Here is a 24,924-nt window from a genome sequence, read left to right as displayed (position 1 = left end):
CCGGTGCGCTCGGTCGCGTGGGCCGGCGCAGGCACAAATTCATCATCAGTAGAATTTGACGCTCACCCGGATCGCCCAGTCCTCCAGGGGAGGCGTGGCGTCTCGCATCGAGGCATAGGTGAGTATGCCTATGCCTCGCGCCCGAGGGCTCGGGTACGAAGTCGTCGCGGTCACCTGGTTCGGGTGGCGCGAGGACGGTCTGCCCATGAAGCTCTTGATGATCGGGATCCTTGGCCTCTGCGCTGCTGGGTGTGGTCAGGCAGGCGAGGATGGCAGCACAGGAACGACGAGCAGCGGCTCGGGCGACGCGACGTCGGGCGGTCCTGGTGGGACGACCGGCACCACGGGCGACGCCGGCACCGGAGGCGCGGGCAGCGGAAGCACCGGAACCGGCGGCGCTGTGGACACCGGCACCGGCAGCGGCAGCGGCAGCGCAGGCGGGAGCGTAGGCACCGGCGGCGGCGGCGGCAGCGCCGGCGGCGACGAGGCGACGATCGTCCCCGACCCCTCGTGGACATGCGGCATGCCCGACGGCATTCCGCTCCCCACGCTCGGCAAGCCCGTCTTTCGAGCGACGCTCGAGCTCGGCGAGACCCACGATGTCGGGACCACCCAGTTCGGGCACCGCCGCCTCCTCGACGTGAAGGGGGGCACGCTCACGGGCGACAAGATCCAGGCCACGTTCCTCACGGGCGGCATGGATCTCGAGCTCACGCTGTCGAACGGATCCGTCGAGCTCGAGGAGATCAACATCCTGAGAGCGAGCGACGGCGCCCTCATCTACCTGCGGACCTGCGGCGTCGCCGCCGCCGGCGATGGGGTCGTCCGGGTCGTCCCCGACTTCGAGGTCGCGACATCGAGCTCGCTCGCCTGGCTCAACACCGGGAAGTTCGCGGGCACCCGCGTCGTCGACGCCGCGGCGGGCACGATCCAGCTCGACATCTACGACATCGCCGACGTGGCCGCCGCAGAGCCGAAGATCCAGCTCAAGGATCCCGAGGGCGTTCCCAACCAATCGTGGGAGTGCTCGACGGCGACCGGGGCGAGGGGCTCGAGCGTGTTCACCGAGACCGTCACGCTCGGCGGTTCCATCTCCGTCGGCGCGAGCAAGCGCGGCACGCGCAACATCATTCCCATCACCGGGGGCACCGTCACCGGTGGAATGCTCCTCAGCGGCCTGTCAGGCTCGGTGCTCCCCGGAGGCGCGGACTACCAGCTCATCGGCGCGACAACGGTGCTGGACGCCAGGTACGCGCTCTCCTCGAACGACGGCGAGGTCATCGTGGTGAGGAACTGTGGACCGTTCGGCGCGCTCATCCCGGTCTTCGAGACGCGCGCGGACGGCCCCTACGCGATCCTCAACACGAAGCAATACGTGAGCTCCGACCCGGGAGGCGCCGCGGGCGGGGTGAGCCTCACCTTCTACGAACGCCGGTAGAACAGCCTCTGTCCGGCTGCGGCGCGAGGTGGCGGTGGACCCGCACCCGCGCCGGAGCGGCGAAGGGCCGATCGCACCCGGTAACCCGGCCCACGGGACCGAAGGGCTGCCGTCCGCCCCCCTGCGTCGTCCGCCACCGTCCCGGTGGGCCGGATCGCCTCGCCGCCAACTTCGCGCGCGGTCAGGAACTTTTCGCGGGGCTCGCCGTGTCCTGGGAGTGTCCGGGGAACCAGGTGGCCTGAGGCCCCCCTGCTCCCGGTCCAGCCCATGCCCACGTTTCCCCACGCATCGTTCGTCGACCGGCTCCTCGCCGAGCTCCCGTGCCTCCTGCGCGCGGCGCGCCGCCTGACGCGCTCCGAGCAGGACGCGGAGGATCTGGCGCAGGCGACGGTCGTGCGCGCGATCGAGCGGCACGCCGACCTGCGCGACGAGGATCGCATGCGCGCGTGGCTGCTCCGCATCGAGCGATCGGTGCTGCTCAACGCGACGCGGGGGGCGCGGCAGCGCCTCGAGGTGATCGAGGGCGGGCGCGGCGCCGAGGCGGTGCCGGAGCCGCAGGGCGATCTGGAGGCGGAGCTGCTCCAGCGCGGCTTCGCGGACGAGGTCGAGCGCGCGCTCGCGCGCTTGCCCCCGGAGTGGCGCGAGGCGCTGCTCCTGCGGGAGGTCGAGGATCTTTCCTACGAGGAGATCGCCGGTCTCCAGGGGTGCCCCGTGGGCACGGTGCGATCACGGCTCTCGCGGGCGCGGCTGGCGCTCGTCGAGGGCCTCTCCGAACGGCGCGAGGAGACGTCATGGCAGGGTGCAACCGCGAGTGGTTCGAGAACATTTCGGCGTGGCACGACGACGAGGTGACGCCCGAGGACGCGGCGCGGATCGAGGCGCACCTCGCCGTCTGCGGGCCCTGCCGGCGCGCCGTGGAGGTCCTCGGCGGCGTGCGGCGCGCGCTCGTCGCGAAGGCGGACGGGGAGGTCCCGAAGCGCCTGCGCGATCGGGCGGAGGCCGCCGCGCGGGACGCGCGGACCGCGCGCGCGCGGCGCCGCGGCCGCTGGGCGATCACGGCCGCCCTCGCCGCGGCCGCGGCGGCCGCCGCGCTGCTCGTCGGCAGCCCGAGCCGCGGCGTGGGCGCGGCGATGGCGGACGAGCTCGTGACCCACCACGTGCGCGGCTTCGCGCGCGAGCGCCCGTGCGACTTCGAGTCGTCGGATCCGGGCGCCGTCGCCGGGTGGCTCGAGGGGAAGCTCGGCTACGCGGTCACCGTCCCGGCGGTCTCCGGCGCCCGGCTGCTCGGGGCGCGTCTCTGCCAGATCGGCGACACGCGCACGGCGGCGCTCATGTACGAGAGCGGGGACAAGCCGCTCACGGTGTTCGTGCCGCCGCCCAGCTCCGACGCCGCGACGGCCGCGCGCGCGCTGGCCGGGCGCGGCGTGGGGTGCACCCGGGGGCCGCTCGGCAACGCGATCTGCGCGAGGAGCGTGGAGCAGCCGGTGCTCGCGGTCGCCGAGGTGGACGTGGCGGCGCTCGCGCCGGCGCTTGGAAGGCCCTGATCTCGCCCATCACGAGGACTCATGACGATCGGCTCATTGATCACGCTCTTCGGCGCCGGGCTGCTGACGTTCGCGTCGCCCTGCGTGCTCCCGATGCTCCCCGTCTACCTGTCGGCCATGGGCGGCGCCGGGGCGCTCGGCGGTCCAGACCGCGCCGCGGTGAAGCGCAGCGTGCGCCTCGCCGGCATCGGCTTCGCGCTCGGCCTCGCGATCGTGCTCGTCGCGCTCGGCGCCGGCGCGTCGGCGATCGCCGCGGCCCTCGCGCCCCACCGGGGCGCGTTCACCGTCGCGTCCGGCGTGATCCTGGCGCTCTTCGGCGCGAAGCTCCTCGGCGTGCTGCGCCTGCCGTGGCTGGAGCGCGAGGCGCGCCCGCTCCTCTCCCGCCTCCCGGGCGCGGGCGGCTTCTGGGGAGGCATGCTCTTCGGGATCGCCTTCGCGGCAGGGTGGACGCCGTGCGTCGGCCCGGTGCTGGGCGCCGCGTTGACCTACGCGGCCAGCGCGGGCGCCAGCCCGCTCACCGGCGCCATCCAGCTCGGCGCTTACGCCGCGGGCCTCGCCGCGCCGCTCGTCGTCGCGGCCTTCGCCGGGCCCACGGCCGTCGAGCTCGCGCGTCGCGTGATGCCGGCCACGCCGGTCCTCCAGCGCGCGACGGGGGCGCTGCTCGTGGCGCTCGGGATCGCGTTCGCGACCGGCCGTCTGGGCGCCCTCTCGCCGGCCCCCGCGGCGACCGTGGCAGCCAGCGCGCCCTGCGACACCGGCCCCGCCGGCGCGTGCGCTGCCCCCGAGGGCGCCGTGGAGCACGGCGACGTCGCGCTGCCCGAGGGAAAGCCCCGGCTGGTCGAGTTCGAGAGCGCGCATTGCGCGGTGTGCGAGCGCATGGCGCCGCTCGTGAAGGAGCTCGAGGCGCGCTGCACCAGGGAGGACGACACCGTCGTGCGCATCCGGGTCGACGAGCCTCGCGGGCAGGCCCTCGCGGCCCATTACAACGTACGCTTCGTGCCGACGTTCCTCAGCGTCGACGCCGCCGGGCAGGAGGTGGAGCGCGCCGTCGGCGAGCTGCCCCGCCAGCGGCTCGCGAGCCTGATCGGCGACGTCCGCGGCGAGGCTTGCCCCCCTGCGCTGTGAGCGCCCGCGGCCGGGCGCTCTCCCTCATCACCCCCGGAAACACCCGAGCTCCGCGGAGCGCCACGTACCCGTTCGGGCAGGAGACACCCTCCGGATGAGCCACGGAACCTCGATCGCCAAAGAGAGATACAGCCGGTGGGCACCCGAGGCATCACCTCGAATTTTTCGGAAAATTCACAGGGAGGCGGAGAGACGGGGAGGAACCTCTTCAAACACTCCTTGTCTCCCCCTTCCCTGTTCAATTTCCCCGCGGAAATGGCTGCAACGTGAGGGGATTCCCCAGGGTGGGCACTCCTGCCCATGCGCCTGGTTTTGGCCGCAGCCTGCTGGTGACATGTGGTAAGTCATGTTGAGCGCCTCTCGGCGCGGAGGTCCTTGCTTATGAGAGCTCGATTTTCATTGTTGCTATCGGGAATCCTGTCCGCCGCCGGGGGCGGCTGTGGTGACGGCGGCGATCCTGGCGGATCCTCGTCGGAGGGGGGCGCCGATCCGGGCGGCTCCACCGGAGGCCAGATCGCCACGGGGAGCAGCGCCGGCCCGGGCGCGAGCGGGACGACGACGACGAGCGGGGCAGGGGGCGATGGCGCGGGCGCGGGCGCGGGCGGCGGGAGCGGCGGAGGCGGGCTCGGAGAGGGCGGGCTCGGCGGAGGGGGCGACGGGGGCGGCGACCAGGGGATCTGCCCGGGAGGACCGTATGCGGCCGATCCGCTGCCGGCGGACCGCAGGGCGCAGCGGGTGCGGGGCGGGTTCGACTACGTCGAGGGGCCGGTCTGGGTCGCCGAGCTCGGCGCGCTGTTCTTCTCGGAGATTCACCTCATGCAGCAGAACCAGCCGCCGCTCAATGGCCCGCGGGCGACGATCCACCGGTTCACGCCTCCGGACGCGTTCGAGGTGTTCGTCGAGAACAGCTCGACGAACGGCCTCGGTTTATCCGCGGACGGGAACCTGATCGCGTGCACCCACGACACGCGCAGCATCTCCATCTTCGACCTCGGCACGAAGGCGCGGCGCCCTGTGGCCGAGACCTATCAGGGCAAGCGGTTCAACTCGCCGAACGACGTCGCCGTGCGGGCCGACGGGAACGTCTATTTCACGGATCCGGAGTTCCAGCTCACCGGCCGGCCGGAGCTGCCGACGGCTGTGTACCGCGTGTCGCCGTCCGGCGAGGTGAGCGTCGTGGACACGATGGCCCAGCCGAACGGCGTCGCGATCGCGCCCGACGGGCGCACGCTCTACGCCGGCGATTTCGGCGGCCAGATCCGACGATATTCGCTGGACGACGGCGGCGCGCCCGGCCCCTCCTCCGGGTTCGCCTCGAACCTCCAGGACGCTGATGGAATGGGCGTCGACTGCGCGGGCAACCTCTATGTCGGGTGGCTCCGCGGCGTCGAGGTCATCGCGCCGGGCGGCGCGAGGCTCGGCACGATCGAGGTGGGGAGCAAGGCGTCGAACATCGCGTTCGGCGGGGCCGATCGGAAGACGCTCTACATCACGGCGGGCGACTCGCTCTATTCGATGGGGGTGAACATCCCCGGGCATCCCTACTGAGGGCGTGGCCCGCCGTCTCGCTTCACCGGCGCGGTGACGGCCTCGCCCGTCGCCGCCATGCGCCGCATACAGAGCTTGAGGCCCAGCCAGCCTGAATGCCTCGTGCGCGGCCGCTCGGCGAGGGCGGCAGTCTCGCCGTCGCCGCTCGGGCCGCGCGCCTCCGCGAGGCCAGCGCATGAAGCGGCTCACCCGTGGGGGCGGGCCCGCGCCCCGGGAGCGCCTGAGCTTGCGGGGGCCGGCCGGCCCCTCTATGTTCTCGTCGTGAAGTACTGTCCTTATCGCGCCTGCCCGCACCGGGAGCGCGTCGGCGCGCCCGCGGAGTTCATGGATCACGTGTCGAGCTGCAGCGACTGCAAGACACCGCTGGTCGACTCCGAGCGTGAGGCGATCGAGGGCATCGCGCCCACGTCCGGCGATCCTTATCGAGGTCCGACCGAGCGCACGAAGGCCGCGTCGGGCCGGCGGGAGAGGCCCGGCAGGAACAACATCGCGATCGGAGCCGCCCTCCTGCTCGTCGGCCTCTCGCTCACCGGCCTTAATTTCATGATGCGGTCCGGCCTGGGGAGGTACGTCGTCGCCCTGGGACTGATGATCTATGGCGCGATCCGCCTCCTCCGCGGGCTCCGCGAGAGGGACGCAGGCTGAGCCCGCCCGGGGCGTCCATCTGCTCGTCGCCCTTCAGCGCCGCGAGGATCGCGTGCCACGGGGGCCCGACCGTCGCGAAGCAATGCATGTACGCGGCGGTGAAGGCGCGCGCGACGTCCCGCCTTGACGCCACCACGATCGGGTACATAGTGCCAAAGGTAACCTACCAAAGGTAGGTTACCACCAGACAGGCTTCGGGCGCGACAGCACGCTCGGCGGAGGAGTCCATTCAGATGGCCACACGAACGATGTCACCCGTTCTCTTGCTCGGCGGCTCAGGTCAGGTCGGCGCGCGCGCAGCAAAGGCGCTCCGGCGCCTGCATCCGGACCTCCCGATAGCGATCGCCGGACGCGACGCGCGCAGGGCGTCCGAGGTCGCCGCGGAGGTCGGCGGCCCGACGACGGCGACGGTCGCCGACGTCGGCCGCGACGACCTCGGCCTCGAGCGAGGCGCGTCGTTCAGCGCCGTCGTCGCGCTCGTCAAGGACGAGGCGTCGAGCGCGGTGAAGCGCGCGCAGGCGGACGGCGTGCCCCACGTCGCCTTTTCGGACTCCGTCGCGGAGATCGGCCCCGTGGTCGCCCATTACATCGCGCGACCGACGCGCGCTCCCATCCTCATGCTGGGCCACGCCTTCGGCGGCACGGCGACGCTGGCGGCGCTGCACCTCGCGCAGGAGCTCCGGCGCGTCGACGCGATCGCCATCGGCTGCGTCGTCGACGCGGACGACCGCGGCGGCCCCGCATTGCAGGCCGCCTTCGAGCGAGAGGCGCAGACCGGGCAGGCTCCGCTCGTGCTCCAGGGCGGGAAATGGGCCTGGTTGCTCGGCGACGCGGCGACACGGCGCTTCGTGGACGCCGAGGGTGTGGAGCGCGTTGGCCGGGCCATGCCGCTGCCCGACGTGGTGAGCCTCGCGGCGGCGACCGACGCGCGAGAGATCCGCATCGACATCGCGACGCGCGACGCCGCGACGGGCGGCGCGGGTCACGTGACGGAGCTCGTCGTCGAGGTGTCGGGGCGGCGCCACGACGGCGCGGACGCGCGGCTGCGCTACGACATCGTCGATACGGACGGCCTCGCGCGCCTCAGCGCGTACGGCGCCGCGATCGCGACGGAGCGCCTGCTGGGGCTCGCGGGCGGTCCCCCCGTCGCCCCGGGGCTCTACAACCCGGAGAGCGTGCTCGACCCGGCGCGCGTCATCGCGCGGATCGAGGAGCTCGGCGCGCGCGTCCGCCGCACAGACCAGCGCCTCTGACGCGCGGCGGGCGGGCCTCGTTCCCACGGGCGCTCGTCATCGACCGGCCTTTCCACCGGGATTGCTGACCGGCCAAGCTAGCCGGCCGCGAGGCGCGCACGCACCTTGGCGAGCACCGCGACGTCGGCGGGCGGGAAGAGCTCGTCCCGGAGCTCGGGCGCCTCGGCCCAGCGCACGGCGGCGACGTCGAGCGCTGCCGGAGCGGGAGACCCTTCGGCGAAGGAAGCCTCGTAGAAGAGCAACAGCACCGGCTTCGCCGGGTAGCGGTGATAGGTCACCTCCACGATGTCGCCGACGCGGGCCTCCACGCCGATCTCCTCGCGCAGCTCGCGGACGAGGGCGTCCCGCGGATCCTCGCCGGCCTCGACCTTGCCGCCCGGGAACTCCCACGCGCCCTCGAGGTGGGCGCCCACCTTGCGCTGCGTGAGCAGCACGCGGCCGCGCTCGATCACGACGGCGGCGGCGACGAGGACGAGGGCAGGCGACGAGTCGGACGCGGCGGACATGGGCGCCTAGGATGTCGACCGCGGCGTAGAAGACAAGGCCGGAGAGCCGCTCACGACGGCTCGGCAGCGAGGAATCGCCGCCGGCCGGGTGCGGTCAGCTCCAGCGATAAAGTCGCACCGAGCAACGGAATGCGTGCCGCTCCGCCACGCGGACGACCGCTCCGCCACGCGGACGACCGCTCCGCCACGCGGGCGACCGCTCCGCCACACGGGCGACCGCTCCGCGGCGCGGGCGACCGGTCCGCGGCGCGAGGCGCGAGGAGCGGCCGCGCTCGGGGGTGCCGTCCGGCGCTGCGCCGTCCTGCGGCGGCGCGCCGCGGAGCGCGCCTGTGCGGGATGGCCGCCGCGCTCGCCGGCCGCGGCGAGCGGCGGCGGCCGCGCCGGGAGCGAGCCCGCTTCCCTTTGCCACGGAGGTATGGGATGCGCCTCGCATGAGCGTCACATACCGGGAAGCGGGGGTCGATATCGATGCAGGGGACGCGCTCGTCGAGCGCATCAAGCGGCTCGCGAAGCCGACGCGCACCCCCGAGGTGCTGGCCGACGTGGGCGGGTTCGCCGGGCTGTGCATGCTGCCGGGCGGGCTGTCCGAGCCGGTGCTGGTCAGCGGCACCGACGGGGTCGGCACCAAGCTGAAGGTCGCGTTCGCGACGGGCGTCCACGATACGGTCGGCGTCGATCTCGTCGCCATGTGCGTGAACGACGTGCTGACGGTCGGCGCGCGGCCGCTGTTCTTCCTGGATTACTTCGCGACGGGCAAGCTCGACGTCGACGTGGGCGAGGCGGTGGTGCGCGGCATCGCCGAGGGCTGCAAGCAGGCCGGCTGCGCGCTGATCGGCGGCGAGACGGCCGAGCTGCCGGGCATGTACGCGGACGGCGAGTACGACCTCGCCGGCTTCGCCGTGGGCGTGGTCGAGCGCTCGCGCATCCTCGACGGCAAGCGGATCACGGCAGGTGACGCGGTGATCGGCGTGGCGTCGAGCGGGCTGCACTCGAACGGCTACTCGCTCGCGCGGCGGGTGCTCGAGAAGGAGATGGGGCTCCGGATGAGTGACCGCGTGGACGAGCTCGGCGGGACCGTGGGGGAGACGCTGCTCACGCCGACCCGCATCTACGCGCGCGCGATCACGGCGCTGCTCGCGGCGTGCGGCGATGCGGTCCGGGGGCTGTCGCACATCACGGGCGGCGGCCTGCCGGGGAACCTCCCGCGCGTGCTGCCGGACGGGCTGGGCGCGCACCTCGACCTCGGCTCGTACCAGCGGCCCGCGGTGTTCCAGGTGCTCCAGCGCGGCGGGCCGGTCGAGGAGGCCGAGATGCGGCGCACGTTCAACCTCGGCGTCGGGCTGGTCGCGGTCGTGGAGAAGGGCGCCGCCGACCGTGCCATCGCGGCGCTCGCCGGCAGCGGCGAGCGGGCGTGGGTGCTCGGCGAGGTGGTGTCGGTCGGCGACGTGCCCTTCGAGGAGCGCGTCCGGTTCGGGTGAGGGCGCCGGCGAGCGCGGCGCGCGGCGCGGCGGCCCGGGGGAGCCGGGCGCCGGCGCGCGGGCTCACCCGCCTTCGAGCCGCGCTCTCAGCTTCTTGATCGCCTCATCGATGGCGCGGTTCTTCGTGTAACAGGGCCTCACCGCCGTCTCGAGCACGACCAGGGTGCGCTGGTCGCCCTCGGACACGGCGCGATCGAGGAACGGCAGCTTCTCGCCGCAGGTCGCGTCGCGCAGCTCGAAGGAGATGCGGACGGCGGGCGTCCCGCGGGCGGCGATCTCCGGATCGCGGAGCAGCTTCGCCGCGCGGTTGGCCGGTGTCGAGCGGCCGCGGGTCTCGACGATCTCGTAGAGCACGTCGAGGCCGGCGGTCCCGAAGCGGCTCGCGAGCGCGTCGAAGACCTTGTCGGCGAGGTCGCCGCCCGTCTTCGAGATGGCGATGGCGAGGTTGCGCGCCGCGAGCGCGTGCGCGCGGTCGCGCAGCGCGGTCGGATCGCGCTCGGCGAGCGCGTTGAGCGCCTCGGCGGCCTTGACCCACTTGCGCGCCCTGGCCGCGTCGGTGAGCGCCTTCCGGGCTTCCTCGTCGGGCGGGGGCTCGGCGGGCGTGTCGGTCGCGGCCGGGCCGGCGGGCGCATCGGACCCGGCCGGCGCAGCGGCCTCCGGCGCCGGCGCGGTGGGGCCGGGCGCTTCCGGGGCGGCGGTCGTGTCGGTCGGGGCGGGCTCGTTCGTCGCGAGCGCGCTCGGCGGCGGCTGCGTCACGCCGAGCTGGGGCTCTGGCTCGGGCGGGGCTCCCCCGCCGCTGGCGAGCGCGGCGATCACGGCCGCCGCGATCAGGGCGCCGCCGAGGTAGGGAGCGATCTGGCGCAGGCGGGCGCCGACGTCGGCCTGGCGCAGCCGCGCTGCGCGCGCTTCCCGGGCGGCGAGCTTCCGTCTGGCCTCTTCCTCGCGCTCCTTCGCGGCGCGCTCGGCCTCCTCGGCGGCCTTCCGCCTGGCCTCTTCCTCGCGCTCCTTCGCGACGCGCTCGGCCTCGGCGGCCTCCAGCTCACGCAGCAGCGTCGGAGCGAACGCGGGCCGCGAGCCGCTCAGCCGCTCGGACGTCGGCTCGGAGGCGGGCGCCGCGTCGTCGGCGGGCGGCTCGTCCTGCGGCGGCGACGCCGGCGCCGCGGGAGGGGGCTCCTTCCGGGAAGGCTGCGCCTCCTCGGATGGCGCGGGCGGCTGCGAGGACGCGGGCGCGGCGCCCGAGGGCGCGGGCGGCTGCGATGGTGCGGGCGCCGTGGACGAGGGTGCGGACGGCTGCGACGACGCAGGCCCCGCTGCAGCAGCAGCGGGCGGCTGCGATGGCGCAGGCTCCGCAGCAGCAGGCGCGGGCGGCTGTGACGACGCGGGCCCCGCTGCGGAGGGTGAAGGCGGTCTCGCCAACGGCTCCGCAGCGGAGGACGCGGGCGACTTCGATGAGGCAGGGGCGGCTGAAGGTACAGACGACGTGGACGACACTGCCCCCGCCGCGGAGGGCGACGACGATCGCGTTGACGGCTGCCCCGCTGCGGAGGGCGACGACGGTCGCGCTGACGGCTGCCCCGCTGCGGAGGGCGGCGACGATCGCGTTGACGGCTGCCCCGCTGCGGAGGGCGACGACGGTCGCGCTGACGGCTGCCCCGCTGCGGAGGGCGACGACGGTCGCGCTGACGGCTGCCCCGCTGCGGAGGGCGACGACGGTCGCGCTGACGGCTGCCCCGCTGCGGAGGGCGACGACGGTCGCGCTGACGGCTGCCCCGCTGCGGAGGGCGGCGACGATCGCGCTGACGACGACTCCGCAGCGCTGGCCGCAGGCGGCCTCGCCGACGATGGTCCCGCTCCGGAGGGCGAAGTCGGTCTCTCTGGCGGCGGTCCCGCAGCAGAAGGTGCTCGCGGCGGCTCCTCCGCGCCCGGCAGCGACGGTTTCCGCGATGAGCGCGCAGCCAGACCCTCCGGCCCCTCCGGCGACGACGCTCGCTCCTCCGGCGGCAGCGGCGTGGAGGTCGGTCCGGCCGGTTCCTTCGCCGTCGCCGCTTCCAGCGACCGCGCCAGCGCCACCTCCAGCGACAGCGCCGTCACGCCCGTCAGCGCCGGCTCCTGCAACGCCGGCTCGTGCGATCGCGCCGGCTCCTCCGGTGGCCGCGACGGCTCCGGGGACGGCTGCGCGTCGGCGGCTTCGGAGCGAGCTCCGCGGCTGGCGGCCTCCTCCCGCGCGAAGGCGACCTGCGCCATGAACGCCGCCCCGCCCACCGCCGTCGGCCGCGAGTCGCTCGACAAACCGTCGTCGTCGGCGCCGGAAGCCCCAACGCCAGCGGCGGCCTCCTCCCGCGCGAAGGCGACCTGCGCCATGAACGCCGCCCCGCCCACCGCCGTCGGCCGCGAGTCGCGGGTCAGCTCGGCGACGAGGGTCGGCGTGTCGCGCACCGGCGTCGGCCGCGAGAAGCTGGCCGGGGCTTCGTCCGCGTCGTCGTCCTCCGGCCCTTCCGGCGCCGCCGCCGCGGCCTTCGCCGCGCTGCCCTCCGCCGGCTCGCCCGCGCGCTCCGGCTCCGGCGCGCCCGCGCCGCTTCCGGCCGGCCCGCCGGCCGACCGCTGCGCAGCGGGCTCCAGCTCGTCCGCGACCTCGTTGAGCGAGACCAGGCACGACTCCCCGAGGACGATCGCCGAGGCGCTGCCCGGGCTCGGCTCCGGCTCGCGCGCCGCCGCGCTGGGCAGGGGCGGCCGGTTGGTCGGGACGCGCGCCGCATCGCCGATTGCCGGGACCGACGCCATCTCCGAGCGCGACGCCATCTCCGAGCGCGACGCCATCTCCGCCCTCGGCTCGTGCGTCACGATCCCCGACGCGGCGCACGCCTGGTCGAGCGCCGCGATCAGCTCCGCGGCCGCCTCGAAGCGGGCGCGCGGCTGCTTCTCGAGGAGGCGCCGCACGACCGCCTCGATCGCCGGCGGGACCGCGACGCCCGGCGCGTGCTCGGCGATCGCCGGCACGGGCGCGCTGCGGTGCTGGTTGAAGAGCTCGACCGGATCCCTCGACAGGAACGGGTGCTTGCCGGCCAGCATCTCGTAGAAGATGAGGCCCAGGGCGTAGAGGTCCGAGCGCTCGTCGACGAAGTCCATCCCGAGCGCCGACTCGGGGGCGAGGTAGGCGATGGTCCCGAAGATCACCCCGGCCGTGGTGAGCCGGGCCGGGAGCGACTCCGGCGCCCGCACGGACTCCGGCGACGCGGCGGATCGGCGGAGCTGGTCGACGCTCACCTTGGCGAGGCCGAAGTCGATGAGCTTCACGAGGTCGCCCTGCGGCTCGACGACCATCACGTTGCGCGGCTTCATGTCGCGGTGGACGATGTTCATCGCGTGGGTCGCGTCGAGCGCGGCCGCGAGCTGCCTGGCGATCAGGACGGCGCGCGGCGCGGGCATCGCCCCCCGCCGGATGATCTCGTGGAGCGTCGTCCCGCGGACGTACTCCAGGACGAGGAAGAACGAGCCGTCCTCCGCCTCGCCGAAGTCGGTCGCTGTGGCGACGTTCCGGTGCTGGATGTGGGCGCCGGCGATCGCCTCGCGCTCGAAGCGCTCCACGAGCTCGGGCAGCCGCTCGGTGTCCGGGTGCAGGATCTTGATCGCGACGCGCTTGTGCATGTGCACGTGCTCGCCGCGGTAGACCGCGCCCATGCCGCCCATGGCGATGACCTCGTCGATGCGGTAGCGCTTCGAGATGACCCGCCCGAGGTAGGACGCGGCCCGCTGCTTCGCGGCCTCGTCGGAGGTCAGGGGCGGCGGCTCGTGCGGGCGTTCCGGCATCGTGGCGGCGCCACCCTACCCCGAGCGGCGCGGCATTGGTAGGTGGCGCCCGCCCCCGCCGGAGGACCGGCGATCCCGCGATCCACGTGGATCTCCCCTCGAGGGCTGGCGGCACGGTCGGCTCAGCCGGCGATCGACATGCGCGCACCAGGGTCGTCGATCGGCGCGTCTCAATCCCTGAACATCCACCGCGGCGAGCGCCGCGTACTCGAGCGGCAGAACCGCCGTCGTGGAGGACGATGCGATCGCCGGCGCGACGTGGGCTCATGCGGCAGCAGCGCGGAGAGGCAGACAACCACGGAGAGACTGATGGCTTCGCGTGGTCTGCGCTGATGTGGTACTTTGTTGCCATGCATGGCGAGGCCGAAGTGCTGCGTAAAGCTCGCCTCAGCGCGGGTCTGTCCCCACCCGAGATGGCCGAGCTGGTCGGCCTCGACGAAGCGCGCGCCGTGGCGCTGGAGATGGGAGAGTCGGCCGCGTCGACGGAGCTGCTCGACCGCTATGCCCGCGTGTTCGGGCTCAGCCTGCGGCGCTTCTTGGCGGGCGAGGCCGAGAGCGCTCCGGCGACCATGCTCTTCCGCTCGCTGCACGCGGAGCGCCCCAGCTTCGAGGATCTGCTGGAGACCGGGGCGACGAGCGTCCTCGGTGAGTTCCTACGCTGCGTGGCGGATGTCGCCGAGCTCGAAGAGAGCCTGGGCTGCCGCGAGGATCGGATCGCGGGCGAACTCGGGGCGCTCTCGGCCGAACCGGCGCAAGGCGCGCCGCGGCTGTACCGGCAAGCCGAACGGCTCGCGCAGGACGCGCGCACGCGCCTCGGACTGGGGCTCGAGCCCGTGCCCTCGATGATCGAGCTCGTCCAGGGTCGGCTCGGCGTCACGCTCTTCTGGATAGGGCCTGACGAGCTGGATCGAGACATCGACGGTGCGTGTGCGCGCGCGCCCGGCGCTGCCATCCTGGTCAACCTCGTCGGCGGTGCGGAGTGCTGGTGGCGCACACGCATGACGCTCGCTCACGAGCTCTGCCACCTCCTCTTCGACACGACGCTCACCGCCCCGTCCTCGCGCCGTGCGTTCCTCTTCAGCCCGCACCGCGGTGAGCTCCCCGATCGCGGACGCCGCCCGCGGCTCCGGCTCCCGGCCGATATGGAGCTGATCGAGCAGCGCGCCAACGCCTTTGCCGCACACTTTCTCGCGCCATCCCAGGGTGTGAGAGACGCGCTCGGAGCGCTGCCCCCGACATCGAGCGAGGCGATCGACACGGTCTGCGAGCGGTTCCAGATCGGGCGCGTGACCGCCGTGAACCAGATCACGAACACCTATCGTTGCTCGAGGGAAGAGCGACTCGCCATGATCGCAAGGAGCGCGCGCGGCCCGTCCGATCTTCTGCCCAAGCAGCACCCCGACGCCGTCGTGCGCACCGGCCTGCGAGCCGGTCGCCTGCGGGATCTCGTGGCGCGCGCGCTCGCCGAGGGACGCATCGGAAAGGCGCGCGCGCGGCAGGTTCTGGCCCTGAGGCTCTCAGAGCCGCTTCCGCAGGTCGAGCCGCTCGCCGAGGAGCAGCGAACGCCGGTGCTCTCCCCCGAGCAGGTGGCGCGCCTCGCGGCCCAGCGTTACCTCAGCGAGCGCGGCGAGCTCGCCGGGTGTTACCCGGCACGCGTGACCCGCGAAGGAGATCGTCTCCGGGTCGAGGTGGAGCAAACCGACGAGATGAGCTGGGGCGCGCCCCGCGCGCGCGGCTATCTGATCCTGTCCGCCGCCTTCAAGGTGCTCGAGGACGAGAGCCACATCGAGCCGAACACGGTGACGCTCAGGGTCGTCGGCTGACGTGTCCCGGAAGGTCGTCGAGCTCCACCGTGAGCAGGAGCACCCATGGTCGTGCGTCGCGGCCTCGGTGTGCATCGTCAGGGCGTGGATGGGCCCGGACCCGACGCCTGACGAGGCCACGATCCTGGCGAGCTGGCCGGAGCCCAAGACGTCGCTGGCGAACGCACAGGAGATCGGGCGTGGATCCTTCTGGGATCCAGACGACCCGAACAGCCTCGACCGACTCGGCGCGGCGCTCCGGGACCGCTGGCTGATCGTGACGCTGTTCCCTGGGCCTCTCACGTACTTCACGAGGAGACGTCGTCCGGCGCCAGTCTCGAGGCACGGCCCTCTCCTGCCCTACGAGGACCCGCGAAACGTCCCCGGCCTCCCGCACGCCGTCGTCCTCGTCGAGGCGATCGAACCCGAGGGCATCCGCTACCTCGATCCCTACTATCCAAGCGCCGGGCAGCCGTTCTCGTTGACAGAGGACGAGTTCCTCGAAGCGTGGACGGGATACGTGATGATCCCGACGCTGCCCCGCGACGCTGTTCTCGACGTCCTGGAGACATGACGGGCCGCGCGACCCCGGCACGCGCCTGAACTTCCGAACAGGCTCGAACTGGTCCATGCAGGCCCGCTGGCTGGCCACGCCTGGCCCCGCGCCAGACATCGCGCGGGGCTCCGGGCCGCGCCGGCCGCGGTCGGTCTGGCCCCCGGATCTCTCCCGCGCCCGCCCCCGCCGTAGTATCTGCCCCCCATGCCCCCCCTCGATCTCGGCGTCCTCATCTCCGGCCGCGGCTCGAACCTCCAGGCGATCCTCGACGCGATCGCGGCCGGCCGCCTCGACGCCCGCGTGCGGCTCGTCCTGTCGAACCGGACCGGCGTCGAGGGCCTCGCGCGCGCCGAGCGCGCCGGCATCCCGACCCGCGTCCTGCCGCACAAGGACTTCGCCGACCGCGACAGCTTCGACGCCGCCGCCGTCGCCGCCCTCCGCGAGGCGGGCGCGACCTGGGTCGTCCTCGCCGGCTTCATGCGCCTGCTCACGACGACCTTCCTCGACGCCTTCCCCCACCGCGTCGTCAACATCCACCCGTCGCTCCTGCCCTCCTTCCCCGGCGTCGACGCCCAGCAGCAGGCGCTCGACCACGGCGTGCGCATCACCGGCTGCACCGTCCACCTCGTCGACGCCGGCACCGACACCGGCCCCATCCTCGCCCAGGCCGCCGTCCCCATCCTCGAGGGCGACGACCACGACACCCTCGCCGCGCGCATCCTCGTCCAGGAGCACGCCCTGCTCGTCCGCGCGCTCTCGTGGATCGCCGAGGGGCGCCTCGAGGTCTCGCCGCCCGCCGCGCCCGGCGCCCGGGCGCGCGCGACGATCGCCGGCGTCGACACCGCGCTCGGGCTCGCCCAGGGCGGCCCCGCGCCCGAGCTTGCCGGGGAAGGGGCGTGATCCACAAGCACTACGACGTCATCGTCCTCGGCCGGTCCATCGGCGCGCTCACGGCCGCCGCGCTCCTCGCGCGGCGCGACTTCACCGTGATGGTCGTCGGGCACGGCGAGCGACCGCCCACCTACCGCCTCGACCAGCACGTCCTCCGCCGCCGCGCCTTCACCCTGCTCGCCGAGCCGTCGCCCGCGTGGCGCCGCTTCCTCGTCGAGCTCGCCCAGTCGCAGACCTGGAAGCGCCGCATCGTCCCCGCCCTGCCCATGCTGCAGGTCGTCGCCCCGCGCCGGCGCCTCGACGTGCCGCCCGACATGGTCCTCTTCGGCCGCGAGATCGACCGCGAGTTCCCCGAGCTCCGGCGCGTCGTCGACGAGCTCTACGCCGAGCTCGCCCACGTGAACGGCGCCGCCGACGACGCCTTCTCGCACGACGCCCTCTGGCCTCCGGGCACGTTCTGGGAGCGGCGCGAGACCGCCCGCTACGCCGCCATGCTCCCGTACGCGCGCGCCGAGCCCGACGCCGATCTGCTCGTCGAGTTCCCGCGCGGCCACCTGTTCCGCTCCATCGTCACGCAGTCCGTGCTCTTCGCGACGGACCTCTCGGCGCTCCCGCCGCCGTTCGCCGTGGCGCGCCTGCACGGGGCGTGGACGCGCGGGCTGATGACGCTCCCGCGCGGCGAGGAGGAGCTCGAGGAGTTCCTCGTCGAGCGCATCCTCGCGCACGGCGGCCGCTGCCTGCTCGACGAGCGCGCCGCGTCGGTCCACGTGCGCCGCGGCACCGCGGCCGGGGTCGTCCTCGACGGCGACGATCACCCGAACGGCAGCAGCTTCGTGATCACCGACATGGACGGCGAGACGCTCGCGAGCCTCTCGGGCGGCGAGGGCATCCACAAGCGCGCGCTGCGCGAGTGGCCGCGGATCACCTCGTCGGTCGGCCGCTTCGTCGTGTCGCTCATCGTGCGCCGCGAGGGCCTGCCCGAGCCGCTCGGCCCGGAGACGCTCCTGCTCCCCTTTCCGTCCTCGTCCTCCGCGCTGGCCGGCCGCTCGATGACGTCGTCGCCGTCGCCGCCACGCGCGGCGGGCGACGCCGGGGGCCGGCCGAGCTCCGCGCGAGCCACGCGGCCCGCCGGGCCTGGCCGCCCCGTGGTCCACCTCCAGCGCTGCGACCTCCCGCCGCCCTCGACCGACACGCTGCTCGTGGCGGAGATCCTGCTGCCCGACCGCGGCCCGCTGTCGCTGCTCGAGGCGCGCCAGGCGGTGCTCGACGCGCTCACGGCCGAGCTCCCCTTTCTGGAGCGCCACCTCGTGCTGGTCGACTCGGTGCACGACGGGCTGCCCGTGTGGGTCTACGACGGCCAGCGCCGCCGGCTCGTCGAGCGCGCGGCGCTGAAGGGCGCCGCCCCGGGCGCGGAGCCGATGGTGCGGCAGCTCGAGGTCGACCCGCCCGGTTACCTCGGGCTCGCGGGCGAGCCGATCCGCGGGCCGATCGAGCGGACGTTGCTCGTGGGGCGGAGCGTGCTGCCCGGGCTCGGGCAGGAGGGCCAGCTCCTGGCCGCCTGGGGGGCGGCGCGGCTCGTGACGCGGACCGACCGGCGGAAGGAGCGGATGCGGCGGGACATGTGGAGCAAGGTGGAGATCGGGTAACGCGCGAGGGGCCCGGCCCGCGGAGAGGGTGCTCTCGGCGCGGGGTGGGGGCCCCGCCGAACTCGCCTGAGACATGAATCATCCGGCAAGCCGGATGACTCATGTCTCAGGCTCAGACATCGGCCCATCCCCCACCCCGCGCCGAGAGCACCCTCTCCGCGGGCCTACGGTTTTATAGGGGCGGTTGATCGGACAGAGGGCGATCCGGCCGCAGATATGCGAGAGCGAGACTCCATGTCTCAGACGGTCCGGGGGAAGACCTGGAAGAAGCCGTCTCGCTCGACAACGGAGAGGGGGACGTCGAAGAGGCGCGACAGGTTGTCGTCGGTCAGCACCGCGCGCTTCGGGCCGTCGGCGAAGATACGGCCTTTCCTGAGCAGGACGACGCGCTCGATCTCCGGCGGGATCTCCTGGACGTGGTGCGTGACCAGGATCAGCGTCTTGCCGCGCTGCACGAGGCGCCGGAGCAGGTCGACGAGCTCGAACGCGGCCTTCAGGTCGAGGCTGGTCGTCGGCTCGTCGAGGACGAGCGCCTCCGGGTCGTGCACGAGGGCGCGGCCGAGAAGGCAGCGCCGCTGCTCGCCGGCAGACATCTCCGCGATGGGCTTGCCGCCGAGGTGCGCCGCGCCGAGCTCGCTGAGCACCGCCTCAGCCCGCCCGCGCTGCGCGGCGGTCGGCAGCTCGTGCTCGTGCAGGCCGGCGCTCGCGAAGAAGCCGGAGAGCACCACGTCGAGGCCCAGCACACCCCGGGGATAGGCCATCTGCAGCTCGTACGACACGAGCCCCAGCCTGCGCCGGAGCGCGAAGACCTCCCACCGCTCGCGCCCGAGGATCCGCACCGCCGAACCCTCGCGGTGGACGGGATAAATCTCGCGAGACAGCAGCCTCAGCAACGTCGACTTCCCCGCCCCGTTCGGCCCGAGGATCGCGGTGCTCTCTCCCTGCTCGATGCGCAGCGACAGCCCCTCGAAGACGCGCGTGTCGCCGCGGAACACCTCGGCGCCCTCGATCTCGATGAGAGCAGGCACGCTCATCGCTCCACTCCACAGTTCGCTTTCATGCGACGCAGACTACCGGGGCGCTGGACGAGATAAAAGATATGCATTCTGGCCCACGGAAAGAAGAAAATCAAGCGCTTTCCCCTGGCATCCTATCATCGGTGCATGTCGGGCATGTCGGGCATGTCGGCGCATGTCAGACATGTGCGGTGTGCCTCGCGTGGCTGCTGGTGCCGCAGGCACAACAGCGCGGATCGAACATTCTCCCCGGGGTGCAGCAAACAAGCCTCCTCTCAGGAAACTTCTGCTTTCGCTGCGTGGCGCTCCACTGACGTCACTCCGCTGGTGGATGGATGGCCCGGCGGCCCGGTGGGACAACGGGCGATCGCGAGCGAGAATGACGTCGGTCGCCCGACCGTCGATGCGTGTCATGCGCGAGATTCGGTGTTCTTACCCGGGTTTTCCCCCGTTTTCCCTGAAGAATCAGGGGGTTCGTGGTGGATCATCCGTGCACCGGATCGGCGATCCACTCCGCCGGTCCACTCACCATCTCGAGCGGACAGGCACCGTCGAAAATCTGCCCATGAATCGGCGTTTCCCGATCTCGAGCGGTGATGGCCCGGGCGTTGCAGTCACCCCGGGCACCTCAACAAGTGCCCCGCGCCAAGCCGATGCTGGCGCTCGGGAGTGAAAAAATCCGACGCGGTGCAGAGCCGCGCGGCCACTTGGAGATCGATACAATGACGAAGATCAAGGGTTCGCTTTTCGGTGCCGGGGCAGTGGCGTGCACGCTCGCCGTTCTCGGCGGGTGCATCGTCGCGGGGGACGATGGCTCCGGCGTCTCCGAAGAGGACGAGATTTTCGCCGGGGAAGCAGAGGCAGCCGCGGTGGCATCGCAGATGCGCTTCGGCGTCGCGCCGCAGTGGAGCCAGACCTGGAACCCGCCATCGTCCGGGCCCGCCAACGTCGACGTGGTCGCCGTCGGGGACTGGCTGCAGTCCAACGGGTTCACCAGCACACACCAGACCAAGCTTCAGCAGATCATCAGCAAGGGTAAGACCCCCTACTTCTTTGGCTACATCGCCACGGACATGACCAAGAAGGGGCTCGGGTCCCCCGACGACTGCGACGGCAATGAGGGCAAGCCGCTGTGCAAGGAAGGCGCGAAGTGGGTTCGCGAGCACAAGGGCGAGATCGCGAGCGCCTACAGGGCGGCGGCGTCGAAGATCGGGGCGGGCGTCGGGGGGCGCGAGGCGCTGATCCACATCGAACCCGACTGGTACCAGTTCTCCCAGAAGGCGCAGGGGGCGCACACCACCGACACGAGATACGATCCGCTCTCGAAGCCTGAATCCGACGGGATCATGAACGACATCCTCGCGGCCATCAAGGCTGGCTGCCCGTCGTGCAAGGTGGTCATCGACTTCAGCCCGTGGTTCAACGCGTCGGACACCCAGTGGGCAACGTTGCCCGGCGATTTCTATGCCGGCTGGGATCGCAGCGTCGTCAAGTACGTCGGCCTCACGGGCAAGCAGTTCCCGTTCACCGAGGGCAAGATCGACAACTTCACCTACCGCCAGATCAGCAGCGCCGTGAACCTGCCGCTCGTCATCGTCGACGCCTACACGTTCGGCGGCGGCCCCATCGACATCGACTCCACCTGGCTCAACGAGAGCAACATCGCCAAGGCCGTCGACATGAACATCGCGATCGTCATGCTCTCGCAGCAGGGCAACGTCGCCGGCTACGACAGCTTCATCGCCCGCGTGAAGGGCAGCGGCAGCTCCAGCAGCAGCACGACGACCAGCAGCTCCAGCAGCACGACCAGCAGCTCCAGCAGCACGACCAGCAGCTCCAGCAGCGGCGGCGGCGGCGCAGGCGGCAGCGGCGGCTCCGGCGGCTCCGGCGGCTCCGGCGGGTCTGGCGGCTCCGGCGGCGGCACCAGCACGGGCGGCGCGCGCGGCGAGCCCAGCAACGTCACCATTGCCGTCTCCCCCAACGCGACGTGGGCAGGCGGCTACTGCAACAACGTCAAGGTGACGACGTCGGGCCAGAACGTGAAGTGGAAGGCCTACGTGCCCGCGAACAGGGGCGAGATCACGAGCGTCTGGAACGCCAAGAAGCTCACCCCGGTGGGCACCGACTTCGCGTTCGAGGGAGATGGCTGGAGCGCCACGGTCAGCTCTGGCCAGACCATCGACTTCGGGTACTGCGCGAACGGCTCGCGCTGACCGCCGCTCGACGAGCGACGCGCCGACCGACGAGGCGAGCCGCGCCTGTCGGCGGCGCGGCGCCCCCTCCTGCATGACGAGCCGAGCCACGCGGAGCTACGGAAGGTCCTCGGGATCCCCGTCGCCACGTCCCCGCCCGTTGTTCTCGTCCGCCTCCCCCGCCGTTTGATATCGTGGGCACACCGTGCCCCCCGCCCCGCAGCGCCCCCTCCCGGCCGGCGACCGCCCTCTCCGCTTCCTCCACGCCCCCGCGCCGCGCGCGCAAGGTGAAGTCCGGGGCGCCCCGTGCCGCTGAAGCTCCGGGTCGCCTGGCGCAACGCGGGCAGCCCCCTGCTGCCCGACGCGCTCTCCGACGTACAGGCCACGGCGGACGACGCGCCGCTGCCGCTCGCCGGGCGGAGCCCCGGGCTGCGCGAGTTCGAGATCCCCGCCGGCGCCGCGCGCGTCGCGCTCAGGGCGCGCTTCTCCGCGGCCTTCGGCGCCTTCGAGGACGTCCCAGCCCTCCAGGAAGAGGTCCTGTCGGTCGAGCAGGCCTTTGACGTCACCGGCGGCGGGGCCTCGCTCAGCCCCGCCCCGGACCCGGCGCTCGGGCAGGCGCACCCGCTCGTCGACGTGAAGGCGGCGCCGGGCGTCGCGCACGCGCAGATCGCGACCGATTTCGTCGACGTCACGCCGTTCTGGATGGCCTACGCGAAGTACACGGACGAGTACCAGCGCGAGCATCAGCCCGGCACGGAGCTCGTGGCGCTCGGCGCGACCGCGGGAGAGCCGAAGATCTGGTTCGCGAGCGTCCCGGAGGCGTGCAAGGCGCCGCCGGACGACGGGATCTCGGCCCTCGTGTTCTACCGGCCGGAAGGGTACGCCTACACGCGGGTCGACCAGCGTCACGAGATGTTCGGGCTGAACCGATACCTGCTCAGCCCCGACCCGGATCCGGACGCCTCGTTCTGGGCGCGCGACGTGTTCGCGCGCGACCCTCGCGACCAGTCCCGCTGGGTCTACCTCCGCTGCGGCTTCGAGGAGGCGCTCGCGGCGAGCGGCAAGGCGGTGGTCATGCTGCACCCGTGGCCGAGCGGGACGAGCTTCGGCGCCGCGATCACCGCGAGCCTGCCCGGCCTCGCCGACGCGGCGCTCCGGTTCCTGGCAGGCGCGCAGAAGATCGGTGTCGGGCGGGGCGGGGCGCGGCTCGGGAAGCTCGCGCTCGCGGGCTTCAGCGCCGGCGGGCTGCCCCTGTGGCAGGCGCTCGCCGCCAACAAGGACCGCGTGAGCGAGGTGTTCGCGTTCGACGCCCGCGGCATCGCGAAGAGCGAGGCGTCGATCGCGCGCTGGCTCGGCGGCGACGCCGCGCGCAAGCTGCGGATGACCGGCGGCCACCAGCTCGACGCGAACGCGGCGATCCAGCACAAGCTCGCGACGCTGGCAGACGAAGCGCGCGTGTCCAGCCTGCCGCCCGACAAGAGCGGGTATCTCCCCGGGGCCAACCCGCGCTGGGATCACGTGTGCTCCGCGCTCGAGGAGGGCGAGAAGGATCGCTATCTGAGCGCCGACTGGGTATGGCACCAGTTCGCGGTGTTCGGCGGCTCCCCGAGGGACGGCGAGCCGGGCGCGATCACGTTCCTCCAGCGCTTCCTCGAGGCGTCGGACCTCTGAGCCGCACCCGGCCGAGGGCCGCCGTCAGCCGGCCGACGACCGAGGATGTCAGATTCAAACGCCAAGGCGCAAAGGCGCAAAGGCGCAAAGAGATGGGATCGAAGATGACGAGATGGCCGGGGCCATGGACGCCTCGTTCGAGGACCACGCCCCCCGTTTCCCTTGTCTTTTTGCGCCTTTGCGCCTTTGCGCCTTGGCGTTGAAATCTCCCCGTCACGCCGGCGCGATGAGCCGCGCGAGCGCGCGCATGTCCTCGTCGTCGCCGAGCCGCGCGAGCGCGGCGCGCGCCGCCGCCAGCGCGGGCTCGACGTAGCGCAGGTAGCCCGGATCCGCGCTGATGCGGTCGAGGAACACGAAGCGGCCCGCGTCCTTGAGCTTGCGCTGGACCGTGACCACGTCGAACTCCCGGCCGAGCGCGGCGCGCGCCCGCCTGTCGAGCGCGGCGGCGGCCGCATAGTCGTCGAGGCGCGCCTCGACGAACGGCCGATCGAGGTCCTGGACGCTGTCGTTGAGGAGCGTCACCAGGTCGTAGACACGCGGGCCGAGGAGGGCGTCCTGGAAGTCGAGCCACGCGATCTCGAGGCCCCCGCCCGGCGCGTCCACGACCATGAGGTTGCGGCTCTGGTAATCGCGATGGACGAACCCCCGCGGCCACGCGGCGATGCGCCGGGCGAGGCGGTCGGACACCGCGTCGAGCTCCGCCCGCGCGGCGTCCTCGAGCCGGCGCCCGCGCGCGTCGAGCGCCCACGCGCGGAAATGGTCGAGCTCCCAGCGCAGGAGCGTCGCGTCGAGCGCGCAGGAGTCCACGATCGAGCCGGGCGGCAGCGCCGCGAGCGCCCGCTGCGCCCGCGCGAGATCGCGCACGGCCAGGGAGTAGACCTCGGCGCGGAGGCCGGGCTCGCGCTCGACGAGCGCCGCGAGCGTCCGGTCCCCGAGGTCCTCCAGGAGCAAGAGGCCGCGCTCGCAGTCCTCCGCGAGCAGCGCCGGCACCCGCACGCCGCGCTCGCGGAGCAGCGCGTGCACCTCGAGGAACGGCCACCGCGGAGGCGCGCCGCCCCCCGGGGGAGCGCCGCCGCCCGCCGCGCCCACCCACGCGCCGCTCGGCGCGAACATCGCGACCGCCGTGCCCGCCGGCGTGACGACGCGCAGGTAGCGCCGGCCCGAGACGCCGCCGCGCAGGGGGACCACCGACGTCGGGAGATGGCCCGTGGCCCGCTGAACGAGCCGGCGCAGGGCGTCGGGGTCGAGGTCGATCACATCCTCAGCAGGCGCCGGCGCACCCGTCGGCGCTGTGGAACCAGAGGCCGCCGGAGTCCTCGCACGCGCTGCGGTCGTACTTGCCCGTACAGCAACGCTCCTTGCTCTCGCACACCCTGGCGACGCTCTCGACGCTCCGGAAGCAGCATTTGCGGCTCTCGGGATCCTCGGGCACGGCCTGATCCTCGGGCGCAGCCGGCTCCCCGGGCGCGGTCGCCTTCTCGATGACCACGGGCACCGCCGGCGCGACGAGCGTCGCGACCGTGTCGCAGCCGAACGAGCCAATCATGACGAGGACGGCGAGCGCCGATCCCAGCGCACGAGCGCTTCCAGCCAGCTTCATGATCGCCGTGGGTCGCATGGGCGCGCGGCGGCGGCAAGTTTGTGCGCGCCGGCGCCGGCGTCTGGCCCGCATCGCGCTCGCCGCTCGCCCTCGGCCATCGCTCGTGCGTCTCGCGCGCTCGGGGCGCGCCGCCCTGCAGCAGGTCCGCCGCGCGCGGGCCGCCGCCCCTGCGACAGGGCCCGGCGGCGTCGATGCAGCGGTGCGAT

Annotated in this window: 19 protein-coding genes; 14 read left to right on the top strand and 5 right to left on the bottom strand. The window is 73.1% G+C overall.

The features are described from left to right. Nucleotides 1-130: 130 nt before the first annotated feature. The 7 genes from WME76_RS41625 to WME76_RS41595 all read left to right on the top strand — a co-directional run bounded on the left by WME76_RS41625 (nt 131) and on the right by WME76_RS41595 (nt 7,553). The gene (locus tag WME76_RS41625) at nt 131-1,438 is read left to right on the top strand and encodes a DUF3237 domain-containing protein (protein ID WP_437957707.1); all 1,308 of its coding nucleotides are present in this window, start codon (nt 131-133) and stop codon (nt 1,436-1,438) included. A gap of 267 nt (nt 1,439-1,705) precedes the next feature. Next, nucleotides 1,706-2,290 (top strand): RNA polymerase sigma factor, encoded by a 585-nt coding sequence (locus tag WME76_RS41620; RefSeq protein WP_437957706.1) that lies wholly within the window; start codon nt 1,706-1,708, stop codon nt 2,288-2,290. Next, nucleotides 2,230-2,982 (top strand): zf-HC2 domain-containing protein, encoded by a 753-nt coding sequence (locus tag WME76_RS41615; RefSeq protein ID WP_437957705.1) that lies wholly within the window; start codon nt 2,230-2,232, stop codon nt 2,980-2,982. Before WME76_RS41620 ends, WME76_RS41615 begins: the two co-directional genes overlap by 61 nt. Before the next feature lie 21 nt (nt 2,983-3,003). Further along, the gene (locus WME76_RS41610; protein ID WP_437957704.1) at nt 3,004-4,107 is read left to right on the top strand and encodes a cytochrome c biogenesis protein/redoxin; all 1,104 of its coding nucleotides are present in this window, start codon (nt 3,004-3,006) and stop codon (nt 4,105-4,107) included. 381 nt (nt 4,108-4,488) lie between these two features. Beyond that, nucleotides 4,489-5,655 (top strand): SMP-30/gluconolactonase/LRE family protein, encoded by a 1,167-nt coding sequence (locus WME76_RS41605; RefSeq protein ID WP_437957703.1) that lies wholly within the window; start codon nt 4,489-4,491, stop codon nt 5,653-5,655. 261 nt (nt 5,656-5,916) lie between these two features. Then, the gene (locus tag WME76_RS41600) at nt 5,917-6,300 is read left to right on the top strand and encodes a hypothetical protein (RefSeq protein WP_437287676.1); all 384 of its coding nucleotides are present in this window, start codon (nt 5,917-5,919) and stop codon (nt 6,298-6,300) included. A 233-nt stretch (nt 6,301-6,533) separates the two neighbouring features. Then, nucleotides 6,534-7,553, top strand: a complete 1,020-nt coding sequence (locus tag WME76_RS41595; RefSeq protein ID WP_437957702.1) for a hypothetical protein — start codon at nt 6,534-6,536, stop codon at nt 7,551-7,553. A gap of 77 nt (nt 7,554-7,630) precedes the next feature. On the opposite strand, the gene WME76_RS41590 is transcribed toward WME76_RS41595, so the two are convergent. After that, a complete protein-coding gene (locus WME76_RS41590; protein WP_061615067.1) occupies nt 7,631-8,059 on the bottom strand; it encodes a (deoxy)nucleoside triphosphate pyrophosphohydrolase in 429 nt (142 codons plus the stop codon). Nucleotides 8,060-8,490: 431 nt separating this feature from the next. Between WME76_RS41590 and purM the strand changes: the two genes are divergently transcribed. Then, nucleotides 8,491-9,537 carry a phosphoribosylformylglycinamidine cyclo-ligase gene (gene purM, locus WME76_RS41585; protein ID WP_437957701.1) on the top strand — a complete coding sequence of 349 codons (1,047 nt, stop codon included), beginning with the start codon at nt 8,491-8,493 and terminating at the stop codon, nt 9,535-9,537. Between the two features lie 63 nt (nt 9,538-9,600). Here purM and WME76_RS41580 read toward each other — a convergent pair whose 3' ends face one another. Further along, nucleotides 9,601-13,344, bottom strand: coding sequence for a protein kinase domain-containing protein (locus WME76_RS41580; protein ID WP_437957700.1), 3,744 nt, complete (start codon nt 13,342-13,344; stop codon nt 9,601-9,603). 239 nt (nt 13,345-13,583) lie between these two features. Here WME76_RS41580 and WME76_RS41575 point away from each other — a divergent pair, with 239 nt between their 5' ends. From WME76_RS41575 to WME76_RS41560, 4 genes are all read left to right on the top strand, one after another. Beyond that, nucleotides 13,584-15,167, top strand: coding sequence for a helix-turn-helix domain-containing protein (locus tag WME76_RS41575; protein WP_437957699.1), 1,584 nt, complete (start codon nt 13,584-13,586; stop codon nt 15,165-15,167). A 1-nt stretch (nt 15,168) separates the two neighbouring features. Next, nucleotides 15,169-15,720, top strand: coding sequence for a hypothetical protein (locus tag WME76_RS41570; RefSeq protein WP_437957698.1), 552 nt, complete (start codon nt 15,169-15,171; stop codon nt 15,718-15,720). A gap of 186 nt (nt 15,721-15,906) precedes the next feature. Then, nucleotides 15,907-16,602 carry a phosphoribosylglycinamide formyltransferase gene (gene purN / locus WME76_RS41565; protein WP_437957697.1) on the top strand — a complete coding sequence of 232 codons (696 nt, stop codon included), beginning with the start codon at nt 15,907-15,909 and terminating at the stop codon, nt 16,600-16,602. Then, nucleotides 16,599-18,239: an NAD(P)-binding protein gene (locus WME76_RS41560; protein WP_437957696.1), complete on the top strand. Its 1,641-nt coding sequence runs from the start codon at nt 16,599-16,601 to the stop codon at nt 18,237-18,239. The genes purN and WME76_RS41560 overlap by 4 nt, the downstream gene beginning before the upstream one ends. A gap of 239 nt (nt 18,240-18,478) precedes the next feature. Here the strand turns inward: WME76_RS41560 and WME76_RS41555 are convergent, their stop codons facing one another. Continuing rightward, entirely contained in the window at nt 18,479-19,273 is a 795-nt protein-coding gene (locus tag WME76_RS41555; protein WP_437957695.1) for an ABC transporter ATP-binding protein, read from the bottom strand. An 851-nt stretch (nt 19,274-20,124) separates the two neighbouring features. On the opposite strand from WME76_RS41555, the gene WME76_RS41550 reads away from it, so the two are divergent. Then, nucleotides 20,125-21,468 carry a hypothetical protein gene (locus WME76_RS41550; protein WP_437957694.1) on the top strand — a complete coding sequence of 448 codons (1,344 nt, stop codon included), beginning with the start codon at nt 20,125-20,127 and terminating at the stop codon, nt 21,466-21,468. Nucleotides 21,469-21,753: 285 nt separating this feature from the next. After that, nucleotides 21,754-23,118: a hypothetical protein gene (locus WME76_RS41545; protein ID WP_437957693.1), complete on the top strand. Its 1,365-nt coding sequence runs from the start codon at nt 21,754-21,756 to the stop codon at nt 23,116-23,118. Between the two features lie 213 nt (nt 23,119-23,331). Here WME76_RS41545 and WME76_RS41540 read toward each other — a convergent pair whose 3' ends face one another. Then, nucleotides 23,332-24,375, bottom strand: coding sequence for a phosphotransferase (locus tag WME76_RS41540; protein ID WP_437957692.1), 1,044 nt, complete (start codon nt 24,373-24,375; stop codon nt 23,332-23,334). Nucleotides 24,376-24,379: 4 nt separating this feature from the next. Next, nucleotides 24,380-24,718, bottom strand: a complete 339-nt coding sequence (locus tag WME76_RS41535; protein ID WP_433931793.1) for a hypothetical protein — start codon at nt 24,716-24,718, stop codon at nt 24,380-24,382. Between the last annotated feature and the right edge of the window lie 206 nt (nt 24,719-24,924).

It is taken from the genome of Sorangium sp. So ce119, assembly GCF_051524405.1.
GTDB classification, from domain to species: Bacteria; Myxococcota_A; Polyangia; order Polyangiales; family Polyangiaceae; genus Sorangium; species Sorangium cellulosum_G.
This window is presented reverse-complemented; position numbering and strand designations above follow the sequence as displayed.